Origin of the sequence: Plantactinospora sonchi, assembly GCF_036422035.1 — a bacterium.
GTDB classification, from domain to species: Bacteria; Actinomycetota; Actinomycetes; order Mycobacteriales; family Micromonosporaceae; genus Plantactinospora; species Plantactinospora sonchi.
Genome location: NZ_JAZGQK010000002.1, coordinates 50,076 through 62,430 on the forward strand (window position 1 = coordinate 50,076; position 12,355 = coordinate 62,430).

A 12,355-nucleotide genomic window follows, 5' to 3' on the forward strand; every position below is an offset into this window, starting at 1 on the left:
CGTCTCCGTCCTCGGGGGCATCCGGTGGTCAGGTACGGCGGGCGTCCGCGGCTGTCGTCGGCGGCGTCGCGCCGGTGCCGAGTCGGGCGTCGAGTTCGGCGAGCCGGTCGGCCAGCGCCCCGGGGGTCAGGTCGGGCCGGCCGCCCGGATGACCGACGGTCGCCCCGGCGGCGGCCACCGCGTACCGGGCCGCCGACCCGGGCGGTTCGCCACGGAGCAGCGCCACGGTCAGCGCCGCGGTGAGAGCGTCCCCGGCGCCTGTGGTGTCGACCACGTTCTCCCTGCTCAACGGTACGAGCAGGTGATCCGTTCCGGCGCGGTCGTCCCGCCACACGAAGAGGTTGCCGGCCGACCCGAGCCCGAGTGCGAGCAGTCGGGGGCCTGCGTCGAGCAGTTCGACGGCGGCGGCACGTACCCGGTCGGGGTTGTTGTCCTCCACCCCGGTGAGCAGCGCGGTCTCCCGGTCGTCGGCCCGGAGCACGTCGGCGGCCGCGAGCAGCGGCGTCCGGTGCCGGTCGTCCGCCGGAGCGCCGTCGAGCACCACGAGCCGGCCGGCCAGCAGATGGTCGGCGACCTCGTCGTCGCCGACGACCGCGAGCAGCGTCGGTGCCGTGCTCAGTTGACCCAGCGCGACCGCCTGGTTGGCGCCCTTGCCGCCGAGCAGTTCGCGTCGCTGGCCCACGTCGGCCGCATCGTCCGTTCCGGGCATCTCCGGCACGGTCAGTACGAGGTCACGGGCCAGTTGGCCCACCACCAGCACCCGGGAAGCAGCCACCGCTCCTCGCTACCCAGAACCTGCCCGCGCTACGCCGGTGGTCGACAACCACGGTTGTCCTCGCCACACCGGGGGGCCGGCTCAGCGGCCCGGTGATTGAGCAGGACGGCGATCGGGTAGCAGCACGGGGACAGCCAAGGAACCCCCAAGGAGGCCTGTCATGGGTATCGGCACCAGCATCTTCCTGATCGCACTCGGCGCGATCCTCACCTTCGCGTTGAACGCCAGCCTCGGTGGCCTCGACCTGGACGTCGTGGGCTGGATCCTGATGGGCGCCGGGGTGCTCGGCCTGATCATGACCACCGTGATCTGGGGCCGGCGTCGCTCGGTGGTCACCACGGCGGAGCCGACCGAGTACCGCAGGGTCGAGGAGCGCCGGGACGTGGCGCCGCCGCTGTAGGGACGCGGACCGGCGTGCCGGGGGCGGTTCCGCCCCCGGGTCGCGTCCCGGTCAGGACGTGCTGAGCGCCAGTTCCTCCTCGACGGCCTCGACGAAGGTGGTGACCACCCGCCGTCGGATCGGGCCGTCCGCCGTGGCCAGCGACATCGACCAGTACAGTGCCTCGCCGCGCAGCCGCTGCGGGGCCAGTCGGCTGTCGTCCAGCGGAATGGTGGCCGGGACCAGTGCCACCCCGAGCCCCGCCTGTACGTACGCCGGGATCGAGGTCACGTCGGCGATCTCCAGGGTGATCGAGCGGAGCAGTGCCGCGCGGGCGAACGCCTCGTCCACCACCGACCGGTTGCCGAAGCCGAGCGGGGAGTCGATCCAGCGGTCGCCGGCGAGTTCGGCGAGAGAGACGTCCGGCACGGCGCCGAGCGGGTGGTCCGGCGGCATGATGAGCTGCAGCGGAACCCGGGTCAGTTGGCGGACCGTCACCCCGGGCGGCGGTGGTCCGTTGACTGATACGAATGCCACATCAAGTTCACCTTCGGTGAGGGCGCGGACGAGGCCCACCGATCCGTCGGGGAAGGCCCGCATGCTGACCGTGACCGCTGGATGGCGTGACTGGAACCGGCCGAGCAGTCGGGGCAGGTCGAGCGGCTGCATCGTGGTCATGGTGCCGACCGCCAGCGGCCCGCGCAGCCCGGCCTGGGCCTCCCGGACGGCCTGCCGGGCGGTCGCGGCGGCGGCGAGGGTGGTACGTGCCTCCGGCAGCAGGGCGCGGCCCGCGTCGGTGAGCACCGCCCGACGGGCGGTACGGGTGAACAGTGCGGCGCCGAGTTCCGCCTCCAGCGCCCGCAGGGTGCTGCTGACCCCCGACTGAACGAGGCGGAGCCGGTCACCTGCGGCGGTGAGGGTGCCCTCCTCGGCGATCGCCAGGAAGACCTCCAGGTGACGCAGTTCCACGCCGACGCCCCTTCCATCTCTGACTCAGATGGAAGCTAGCACAAACAATCGTTGTTCATGCTGGGTTGGCTGAGGCATCGTCGAGCGGTGGCTCAACCCCTGGCTAGGAGAGAAAACGTGGTTTCGCAGGTCATCGACGTACGGCCGGCCGTGTCGGCAGCGGCACCGCCGCCCGTACCGTCGACACCGTCGATCGTCCGGCACCGGGCCGGATTCTGGATCGTCGCTTTCGCCTTTGTCGTCGCGATGGCCTTCTCCACCGCACCGACCCCGCTCTGGACCCTCTACCGGCAACGCGACCACTTCTCCACCACGATGGTGACCGTCGCCTTCGCCGCGTACGCCGTCGGCGTGGTGGTCAGCCTCTTCCTGGCCGGACACGTCTCCGACTGGCTCGGCCGGCGCCGCGTACTGGTGCCGGCGATCCTGCTGGAGGTGGTCGCCGCGGTCGTCTTCCTGCTCTGGCCGGACCTGCCCGGCCTGGTCCTCGCCCGGGTCATCACCGGCTTCGGCATCGGCATGATCACCGCCACCGCCACCGCACACCTCGCCGAGTTGCACGCCGTCGCCCGCCCCGACGCGCCACCGCTGCGCGCCGGACTGGTCGCCACCGCCGCCAACCTCGGCGGCCTCGCCATCGGCCCACTGGTCGCCGGCCTGCTCGCCCAGCACGTCGACGGCAAACTGACCGTGCCGTACCTGCTCTTCCTGGTCCTGCTCGTCGGCTCGGCCATCGGACTGTTCCTGGTGCCGGAGACCGTGCCGGCGGACCGCAAGGACGGCCAGCCGTACCGGCCGCAGCGGATCGCCGTGCCGGCCACCGAACGGATCCGTTACTTCGCGGTCGCCGGGGCCGCCTTCGGGCTCTTCGCGATCCTCGGCCTGTTCACCTCGCTCGCCCCGAGCTTCCTCGCCGGGATCGGGCAGACCTCGCCGGTGGTGGCCGGGCTGGCCGCGTTCGGGGTATTCGGCGCGGCGACCGTCGCCCAGCTTCTCCTGGGCCGGGTCGCGCCGGCCCGCCAACTCACCATCGGCATCCCGGCGACCACGCTCGGCGTGGTCGTGCTGGCGGCGGGAGTGCTGCTCTCCTCCCCGGCCGGGTTCCTGGCCGGTGGGCTGATCGCCGGCGGCGGCGCCGGCGTACTGCTCAAGGGGAGCCTGGGCACGGCCGCCATGCTGGCCCCGAGCCACGCCCGGGGCGAGGCGATCGCCGGGGTCTTCCTGACCGCGTACGTCGGTCTCGCGCTCCCGGTGCTCGGCATCGGCGTCGCCACCCGGCTCGGCGTGCCACTGCCCACCTCGCTGGTCGGCTTCGCCGCCCTGGTACTGGCGATGATGGCGGTGGTCGCGGCCACCCTGCGCCGGCATCCCGCCGCCACCGCCTGACCGTCCCGGCATACTCGGCTCGTGAACGATGGTCGCCCGGACGGGAACGGTGTCGGATGACGGCGCCGTGGACGCGGTTGTTCGACAGTGAGCTGCCGGTCATCGGCGCTCCCATGGCCGGCGGAGGCAGCACGCCCGCGCTGGTGTCGGCGGTCGCGGACGCCGGTGGGTTCGCCTTCCTGGCCGCCGGCTACAAGACCCCGGCGGCGGTCGCCACCGAACTGGCCACGCTGCACCGGGCCGGTACGCCGTTCGGGGTCAACGTCTTCGTGCCCGACCCGGGCGGCATCAGCGAGCCGGAGTTCCGCCGGTACGCCCGCGAACTCGCCCCCGAGGGCGAGCCGTACGGACTGGACCTGGCGAACACGCCACTGGTCGAGGACGACGACCACTGGCGGGACAAGCTGGACCTGCTGCTCGCCACGCCCGTGCCGGTGGTCAGCTTCACCTTCGGCCTGCCGGACCCCGGAACGGTCACGGCGTTGCGCCGGGTGGGCACCCGGGTGCTCGCCACGGTGACGACGGTCGCCGAGGCACTCGCCGCACGCGACCTCGGGGTCGACGGAATCGTCGCGCAGAGCACCGAGGCCGGCGGGCACAGCGGCACCCACGACCCGGCTCGGCCGATGCCGCCGACCACCGTCGAGCGGCTGGTCCGCGAGTGCGCGGCGGCGACCGGGTTGCCGGTCGTGGGCGCGGGCGGGATCGACGGCGCGGGGCGGGTCCGTCGGCTGGTCGCCGAGGGGGCGGCCGGGGTCCTGGTCGGCACACTGCTGCTGCGTACCGACGAGTGTGGGACGAGCCAGCCGCACAAGGACTCGCTGGCCGACCCCGCGCGTACCGAAACCGTACTGACCCGGGTCTTCACCGGTCGTCCGGCCCGTGGGCTGCGCAACGGCTTCATCGACCGGCACGACGCGTCCGCGCCGCTCGGCTACCCGGCCATCCACCACCTGACCCGGGAACTGCGCGCCGCGGCGGTCCGCGCGAACGAGCCGGACCTGATGCACCTGTGGGCCGGCACCGGCTACCGGCAGGCCCGCACCGGCCCCGCCGCCGACGTCGTCAGCGGGCTGGTGGCGACGCTCTGAGCACCGCCCGGCGGTGTCGTGCGGACCTCGGCCGCAGCGCCTAGAGTTGCCGGATGCCCAACCCACCCGCCGTGTCCGGCTCGGTCCTCGTCATGCGTGGGGAGTCGGTGCTGCTGGAGACCCACCACGGGCTCGCCGACGCGACCGCCGGGACACCGTGCTCGGCACGGACCCGGTTCCAGCTCGCCTCGGTCAGCAAGCAGATCACCGCCACGGCAGTGCTCCAGCTGGTCGAACGGGGTGCGCTCGGCCTCGACGACCCGCTCGACCGATGGTTCGCCGGCAGCCCGGAGAGCTGGCGTGGCATCACCACCCACCACCTGCTGGCGCACACCTCCGGCATCGGGCACTGGCGGGAGTATCCGATGCTCGACCTGACCGCGCCGATGGACCCTGACGAGCTGCTGCGGGTGTTCGCGGACGTACCGCCGCTGTTCGTGGCGGGCGCCGGCTGGCACTACAGCAGCCCCGGATTCGTACTCCTCGCCCACCTCGTGCAGCGGGCCGCCGACGAGCCGTACCGGGACTACCTGGACCGGATGGTCTTCACCCCGCTCGGCATGACCCGGACCTTCGCCGGGATGCCGCACGGCCGCGACGACCTGGCGCGGGGGTACCTCGACGACGAGCCGGTGCGCTCGTTCGAGCTGGACGTGGTCGGCATGGGCGCCGGGGACGTCTGGTCCACGGTCGGCGACATGCAGACCTGGCTGGCCGCCGTACGCCCTGACGGGGACGGCGACAGCCGGTCGGCCGGCCACCCGCTCGGGCCGGAGACCCGCCGGCTGATGGTCGCCAGGCACGCCGCCACCGGTCGCGGCACCGACGAGAGCGGCTACGGGTACGGCTGGTTCCTCGGTTCGCTGGCCGGGGAGGAATGGGTGCACCACTCCGGCGAGAACGCCGGGTTCAGGGCGTTCGATGCCTGGTCGGCGCGCTCCGACCGGCGGGTTGTCATGCTGAGCAACCAGGATCGGACCGACGCGACCGCCGTCACCGCGATCCTGACCGGCACCGCCGGTCACTGACGACCGCACCGCCGGCCGGACCACCGGTCAGTCCCGCGCCGCGTAGCCGCTGGCCTGGAGTTCGAAGAGTTCGTGGTAGAGCCCACCGGCGACCATGAGCTGGTCGTGGTTGCCCTCCTCGATCAGCCGCCCGTCCCGCAGGACGTAGATCCGGTCGGCGTGCCGCACGTTCGCCAGCCGGTGTGTGATCAGGACGACCGCCCGCTCGGGATGCCGACGGAACTGCTGGAACAGGGCGTGCTCGGCCCGGGCGTCCAGGGCCGCGGAGGGCTCGTCGCAGATCAGCAACCGCCCGTCCCGGTAGAGGCCCCGGGCGGCGACCAGCCGCTGCCACTGGCCGCCGGAGAGGTCGTGTCCGTCCTTGAAGCTCCGGTCGAGCAGCGTGTCGTACCCGTGCGGCAGGCCGGTGACCAGGTCGTGTGCCGAGGCGGCCTCCGCCGCCTGTACCACCGTCGGCCCGTCGCCGTCCGGTCGGTCGTGCCGCCCGACGGCGATGTTCTGCCGCGCGGTGAACGGGAACTTCCACCAGTCCTGGCTCAGCACGGCGACGTGTGACCGGACGCTCGCCGGATCCAGGGCGGCCACGTCGACGCCGTCCCACCGGATGGTGCCGCTGGTGGGCTGGTAGAGGTTGGCGAGCAGTTTGGCCAGTGTGGTCTTGCCGGAGCCGTTCTCGCCGACCAGGGCGATCACCTCGCCCCGGCGTACGGTGAGGCTGACCTTGTCCACGGCGGGCTGCTCGGTGTCGGGATAGCTCAGGCTGACCTCCTCGACGTCGATCCGCTCGAAGCCGACGACCTGTTCGCCGCCGCCGGCTGGAGTCCTGCCCTCGGCCCGTTGCACGAAGGTCAGGAAGTCCCGGTAGTAGAGCGCGTCCTCGTAGAGCGAGTTGGTCGCGTAGATGGTGGTGTTCAGGCTGGTTCGGGCGGCTTGGAGGGCGAGCAGCGCGGTGGCGGCGGCGGCCAACGGAACCACCCCGGCCAGCAACAACCAGCCGAGTACGGCGTAGACGGCGAAGGTGGCCAGGCCGGTGAGTGACGCACCGGTCACCCGGCTCGACGTCTGGGACTTGACCAGCATCAACTGCGCGGCGGTCTCCAACCGCATCACCCGTCGGTACTCACCGACCAGGAAGCCCCGCATCTGGTACGTCCGCACCTCGACCGCGGTGTGCCGGTTCGCCATCAGGTGCGCGAGCATCCACATCCGGCGTCGTCTGGTGAGTCGGGCCAGCAGTGCGAGGTACTCGCGGCGGGCGATCCGGACGGCGGTGATCGCGGCGGGCACCGCCGCGATCAGCAGGCAGGGCAGCAGCAGGGGTTGGATCACCGCGACCGCCGCCGCAGTGGCCGCCACCCCGACCACGCCGGTGATCAGGTCGACGGTGTGGTTGACGATCGAGGTCGCCTCGTAGATCCCCCGGTCCCGGGCCCGGTCCATCTCCTCGGCGAAGCCGGCGTCGTCGAACGCGGCCAGCTCGACCGCCGTGGTCGCCTCGAAGAGTCGCAGCTCGACCTGGTAGTTGATCTGGGGAACGAGGCGGGCCTGCGCCCAGCCGGCGGCGATGGTCAGACCGCCCTTGGCCATCACCGCCAGCGCGGCCACGGCCAGGCCCGGCGCGGCGGCCCGGATCCGGTCCGGGGTGGGCGCGGAGGCGAAGAGTTCCCGCAGTACGGTGCTGGTGGCGAGCAGCCCAAACGTGATCATCACGCCGGCGACGACGTTCAGCCCGATCGCGGCCAGGGTGTCGAGCCGGCTCACCTGCCAGGCGAGGCCGGCCGCCTCCCGGACGATCGTGGGCAGCTGGCGGGCCACCGCCCAGAAACTGGTCTCGGCGAACGCGTAGCTGTGCCGCATCCACTCGGCGTGGGCCAGCTCCGGCAGGGCGTCCGGTTCGGCGGACGTGGCCGGATCACCGTCGGTGGTCGCTGTTCCGGCGCCGGTGGTTCCGGTCGACTCGGCCGACCGCTGCCGTGGGTGAGTTCTTGTCGGTTCCATCGCGCTCCTCCAGGAATCCGAACCGGCCGTCCAGCCACCCCCGACCGCGTCGTCACAGAGGGTTGTGTGCACACTACGGTCCGACGCTGTCGTGGCCAACGGTTCCCGGCGCGCCTCGTCTGCGGATGACGCGAAAGCACCCCCGGGCGGGCCGTCACCCCAGCGTTACCTGATCCTGGTTAGGTGCCGGACATGCCGAACGGTGGTACGCGGCCCGCCCGCGGCGGGGGACCGGTGCACCGGTTCTACAGCGTCGCGGTGTTTGTCATCCTCGCCTCGCTGGACAACGTCGCCATCGGGCTGGTGCCGCCGCTGTACGACTCCATCGCCCCCGACCTGGGTGTCGACCGGGCGGCGGTCGGACTGGTCACTGCGGCCAGCTTCCTGGTCAGCGCGCTCGCCGCGGTCGGCTGGGCCTACGTCGGGGACCGGAGCAACCGCAAGCGACTGCTCATGATCGGCACCCTGCTCTGGGCCGCCGGCACCGCCGGCAGCGGAGTCGCCCCGACGTACCCGGTGTTTCTCGCCGCCCAGGTGGTGGCCGCGATCGGGCTGGGCGCGGTCGGCTCGGTGGGCTTCTCCGTGGTCACCGACCTGGTCACGCCCCGCCGTCGGGGTCTGGTGCTGAGCTTCTGGGGACTCTCCCAGGGGGTCGGCACGTTGGCCGGCACCCTGGTCGGCGGCATCCTCGGCGCCCACGACTGGCGACGGCCGTTCCTGCTGCTCAGTGCGGTCGGGGTGGCGGCGACCCTGGCCTACCTGCTGACCTACGACATCCGGCGCGGCCAGAGCGAGCCGGAACTGACCGGGGCGCTGGCCGCCGGCGGCGACTACGACTACCGGATCAGCCGGTCCGACCTGCCGGCGATCCTGGGCCGGCGGACCAACCGCTGGCTCATCCTGCAGGGGCTCACCGCGCAGGTGGCGTTCGGGTCGCTGGTCTGGCTGCCGGCACTGTTCCGGGAACGCGCCGAGGACCAGGGGTTCTCCACCGCCACCGCCACCGTGGTCGGCAGTGTCTTCGCCGTACTGTTCCAGCTCGGCGGGGTGCTCTCCATTGTCGGCGGACTGATCGGCGACGCCGTGCAACGGCGTACGCCCCGGGGCCGGGCCATGGTCGCGGCGATCGGTGTGCTCGCCGCCGTGCCGTTCTACCTCGTGCTCTTTTTTGTGCCGATCCGGATCGACGTGCCGGACGGCGCCTCGGCGGGCACCGTGGTGCTCGCCGTGCTCGGCAGTGTGCTCACCGAGCCGACGGTCGGGTTCAGCCTGCTGACCGCCCTGGTCGCGCTCGGCCTGACCTCGGCGAACTCGCCGAACTGGTTCGCCCTGATCGCCGACGTCAACCCGCCGGAGCACCGGGGCACGGTCTACAGCCTCGGCAACCTCGTGAACGGCGCCGGCCGCGCGCTCGGCAACGGGCTGATCGGGGTGGCCGCCCAGGCGCTGCGGTCGGCCTTCCCGCCGCCGCTGAACTTCGCCGTCGGACTGGCCGCGTTCCAGCTGTTCTTCATCCCCACCGGCATCATGTACTGGCTCGCCTCACGTACCGCGCCCAATGACATCCAGGGGGTCCACGAACTGCTCACTGACCGCGCCGAGGAGGTGGTACCGGACCAGCACCCGCCCCGACCCGGGCGGACGCCGGGGTCGGGGCCGGATCGCCCACGACGGGATCAAGCCTGACCGCCCGGAGTCGGAGGGACGTCAGGGTCGGGGCCGGATCGCCCACGACGGGATCAAGCCTGACCGCCCAGAGTGGGTGATCCGGCCCCCACCTCCCATCCGGCCCCCACCTCCCATCCGGCCCCCACCTCCCATCCGGCCCGACCTCTCATCCGGCCCCGACCCCGATCAGGCCGGGGTGTCCTCGGCGATCAGGAACCAGACCGTGACGTCGGTCGGCACCCGACCATCGGTGTCCAGCGGGCCGCTGGCGTGTACCAGCTCCGCCCCCTCCGGCAGCGGCACCGCCGCCGCGCCGAAGTTGGTCAGTACCCGCAGCCGGCCGTTGCGGAAGCACAGCACCTCGTCCGGGCTCTCCAGCCAGTACACGCTGCCGGCGCCGAGCCGCAGTTCACGGCGTAGCCGCAGGGCGTGCCGGTACATTTCGTACGTCGAGCCGGCCACCCCCCGCTGCCGGTCCAACGCGTACTCGGCCCAGACCTCCGGCTGCGGCAACCAGCTCGCGTCACCCGGCCCGAAGCCGTACGAGGGGGCGTCCGCCTCCCACGGGATCGGCACCCGACAACCGTCCCGACCACGCTCGGTGTGTCCGCTGCGCTGCCACGTCGGGTCCTGGCGGAACTCGTCCGGCAGGGTGGTGTGCTCCGGCAGCCCCAGCTCCTCACCCTGGTACAGGTACGCCGAGCCGGGCAGCGAGAGCATCAGCAGGCTGGCCGCCCGGGCCCGGCGCAGGCCGAGCGCGGGATCCGGCTGCCAGTCACCGATGCCGATGCCGTTCGGCCGGGGCGTGCCGACCGGCAGGGCCAGCCGGCTCGCGTGCCGGATCACGTCGTGGTTGGAGAGCACCCAGGTGGTGGGGGCGCCGACCGCCGCGCTCGCCTCCAGGGAACGGGTGATCACCGCGTACTGGGCCGGAGCGGTCCAGGCGGCGAGCAGGTACTCGAAGTTGAACGCCTGGTGCATCTCGTCCGGCCGGATGTACGCGGCCAGCCGCTCGGCGGGCTCCACCCAGGCCTCCGCGACCAGCACCCGCTCACCCGGATACCCGTCCAGCACCCGCCGCCAGTCCCGGTAGATCTCGTGCACCCCGTCCTGGTCCCACATCGGCGGCCGGGGCCGGTCGATCTCCGGGCCGGAGAGGATCTCCTGCGGCTCGTGCCAGTCCGCCAGGTCGGCCTGCTTCACCAGGCCGTGCGCGACGTCGACCCGGAACCCGTCGACCCCCCGGTCGAGCCAGAACCGCAGGATGTCGCGGAACTCCTCGCGTACCTCGGGGTGGTCCCAGTTCAGGTCCGGCTGGCCGGCGTCGAACAGGTGCAGGTACCACTGTCCGGGCCGGCCGTCCGGCTCGATGACCCGGGTCCAGGCCGGGCCGCCGAACACGCTCCGCCAGTCGTTCGGCGGCTCCGCGCCGTCCGGGCCGCGACCGTCCCGGAAGACGTAACGCTGTCGGGCGGTTCCGGTCGGCCCCTCGCCCAGCGCCGCGCTGAACCAGGGATGGGCCGCCGAGGTGTGGTTGGGGACCAGGTCGACGATGACCCGCAGTCCCCGCGCCCGGGCCGCGTCGAGGAGGGCGTCGGCGTCCGCGAGGGTGCCGAAGAGCGGGTCGACGTCGCGGTAGTCGGCGACGTCGTACCCGGCGTCGGCCTGGGGCGACGGGTAGAACGGCGACAGCCACACCGCGTCGACACCCAACTCGACCAGGTGGTCCAGTCGGGCGGTGATGCCGGGCAGGTCCCCGACACCGTCGCCGTCGGAGTCGGCGTACGAGCGCGGATAGATCTGGTAGATGACGCCGTGCCGCCACCAGCGGTCGCCCGGCGGGCTGTCGGGACCGTCCGGGGCGGGGGCGCCGACGGTGGTCTCCGAGGCGGCGTTCGGGTCGGAAGCGGAGGTCGTGTCAACGGTGTTCAGGGCGCTCTCCCAGGGTGCGTACCGGATGCCGTACTTCAGTTTTCCCGGGGCGGGGCCGTCGAATCCCGCAGGACCAGCCGGGTGGGCAGGATGTGCCGCTCCGGTACGCCGTCGCCGCGGCTCCGGCCGGCGAGCCGGTCCAGCAGCGTACCGACGGCGAGCCGGCCCAACTCGGCGGCGGGCTGCGCGACCGTGGTCAGCCCGACGATCCGGGCGAACTCGTGACCGTCGACCCCGATCACGCTGACGTCCGCGGGCACCCGCAGCCCGGCCCGGCGCAGCGCGACGAGGGCACCCATCGCCATCTCGTCGCAGGTGGCCATGATCGCGGTGGGGGTCGGTCCGGGCCGGGCGAGCAGGCTTGCGGTCGCCTGACGGCCGCCGTCCACTCCGCCCCGGGCCACCACCTCCACGATCGCCTCCGGTGGTGTCCCGGCGGCCTGCATCGCCTCCCGGTAGCCCCAGCGCCGGTCCAGGTCCCCCGGGTGGGTGAACTGGTCGGCGGGGTCACCGGAGAGACAGACGATCCGCCGGTGGCCGAGGGTCAGCAGGTGTTCGGTGGCGATCCGCGCGGCGGCCACGTCGTCGATCCCGACGCTCGACCATCCGGGGACCGGCGCGCCCGCCGCGACCGTCACCCCGGGCAGGGCCCGGGCACGTCCGCCGTACTCCGGCGCGGCGAACACGGGCGCGGCGCTGACCAGCGCCGGGGTGCCGACCAGCAGCACCGCGTCGACCCGCTTGGGCAGGTCGGCGGTTCGGGGCAACCGCTGCCGGGCGTGGTCCGGCCCGCCGACGTGGTGCAGCAGCAGGTCGTATCCGGCCGGCCGGAGCAGCTCCTCGGCGGCGTCGACCACCACGCCGGGGAACCAGGCGCCGATCCGGGGCACCAGCACGGCGACCGTGCCGGTCTTGCCCCCGGCCAGCCGGGAGGCGCTGGGCGAGGCGGTGTAGCCGAGCTGCTCGGCGGCGAGTCGTACCCGCCGCCGGGTTGCCTCGGAGACCGTCGGGAGCCCACGTAGCGCCCGGGAGACGGTGGCGGTGGAGACCCCCGCCAGCCGGGCGACGTCGTCGATTCTGGTCAACGTGTCATCTCTCGGCCGGGGCGCTGGCGCCGGCCGTGCCGCCG

Annotated in this window: 10 protein-coding genes; 5 read left to right on the plus strand and 5 right to left on the minus strand. The window is 73.0% G+C overall.

Annotated features, from left to right (window positions below):
* Positions 1 to 28: 28 nt before the first annotated feature.
* Positions 29 to 775 carry a PfkB family carbohydrate kinase gene (locus V1633_RS02395; protein WP_331212456.1) on the minus strand — a complete coding sequence of 249 codons (747 nt, stop codon included), beginning with the start codon at positions 773 to 775 and terminating at the stop codon, positions 29 to 31.
* A 160-nt stretch (positions 776 to 935) separates the two neighbouring features.
* Here V1633_RS02395 and V1633_RS02400 point away from each other — a divergent pair, with 160 nt between their 5' ends.
* Positions 936 to 1,175 (plus strand): DUF6458 family protein, encoded by a 240-nt coding sequence (locus V1633_RS02400; protein WP_331212457.1) that lies wholly within the window; start codon positions 936 to 938, stop codon positions 1,173 to 1,175.
* Positions 1,176 to 1,226: 51 nt separating this feature from the next.
* On the opposite strand, the gene V1633_RS02405 is transcribed toward V1633_RS02400, so the two are convergent.
* A complete protein-coding gene (locus tag V1633_RS02405; protein WP_331212458.1) occupies positions 1,227 to 2,123 on the minus strand; it encodes a LysR family transcriptional regulator in 897 nt (298 codons plus the stop codon).
* A 117-nt stretch (positions 2,124 to 2,240) separates the two neighbouring features.
* Between V1633_RS02405 and V1633_RS02410 the strand changes: the two genes are divergently transcribed.
* The 3 genes from V1633_RS02410 to V1633_RS02420 are packed head-to-tail and all read left to right on the plus strand — an operon-like array spanning position 2,241 to position 5,628.
* Positions 2,241 to 3,509 carry an MFS transporter gene (locus V1633_RS02410; protein ID WP_331212459.1) on the plus strand — a complete coding sequence of 423 codons (1,269 nt, stop codon included), beginning with the start codon at positions 2,241 to 2,243 and terminating at the stop codon, positions 3,507 to 3,509.
* A 56-nt stretch (positions 3,510 to 3,565) separates the two neighbouring features.
* On the plus strand, positions 3,566 to 4,600 hold the full coding sequence (locus tag V1633_RS02415) for an NAD(P)H-dependent flavin oxidoreductase (RefSeq protein WP_331212460.1): 1,035 nt from the start codon (positions 3,566 to 3,568) through the stop codon (positions 4,598 to 4,600).
* Positions 4,601 to 4,653: 53 nt separating this feature from the next.
* Positions 4,654 to 5,628: a serine hydrolase domain-containing protein gene (locus V1633_RS02420; RefSeq protein ID WP_331212461.1), complete on the plus strand. Its 975-nt coding sequence runs from the start codon at positions 4,654 to 4,656 to the stop codon at positions 5,626 to 5,628.
* A 27-nt stretch (positions 5,629 to 5,655) separates the two neighbouring features.
* Here V1633_RS02420 and V1633_RS02425 read toward each other — a convergent pair whose 3' ends face one another.
* A complete protein-coding gene (locus V1633_RS02425; RefSeq protein ID WP_331212462.1) occupies positions 5,656 to 7,626 on the minus strand; it encodes an ABC transporter ATP-binding protein in 1,971 nt (656 codons plus the stop codon).
* Positions 7,627 to 7,818: 192 nt separating this feature from the next.
* On the opposite strand from V1633_RS02425, the gene V1633_RS02430 reads away from it, so the two are divergent.
* The gene (locus tag V1633_RS02430) at positions 7,819 to 9,312 is read left to right on the plus strand and encodes an MFS transporter (RefSeq protein ID WP_331212650.1); all 1,494 of its coding nucleotides are present in this window, start codon (positions 7,819 to 7,821) and stop codon (positions 9,310 to 9,312) included.
* Positions 9,313 to 9,480: 168 nt separating this feature from the next.
* Here the strand turns inward: V1633_RS02430 and V1633_RS02435 are convergent, their stop codons facing one another.
* Together V1633_RS02435 and V1633_RS02440 are read right to left on the minus strand one after the other, a co-directional pair.
* Positions 9,481 to 11,103: a glycoside hydrolase family 13 protein gene (locus V1633_RS02435; protein ID WP_331212651.1), complete on the minus strand. Its 1,623-nt coding sequence runs from the start codon at positions 11,101 to 11,103 to the stop codon at positions 9,481 to 9,483.
* Positions 11,104 to 11,261: 158 nt separating this feature from the next.
* On the minus strand, positions 11,262 to 12,311 hold the full coding sequence (locus tag V1633_RS02440; RefSeq protein ID WP_331212463.1) for a LacI family DNA-binding transcriptional regulator: 1,050 nt from the start codon (positions 12,309 to 12,311) through the stop codon (positions 11,262 to 11,264).
* Positions 12,312 to 12,355: the final 44 nt, after the last annotated feature.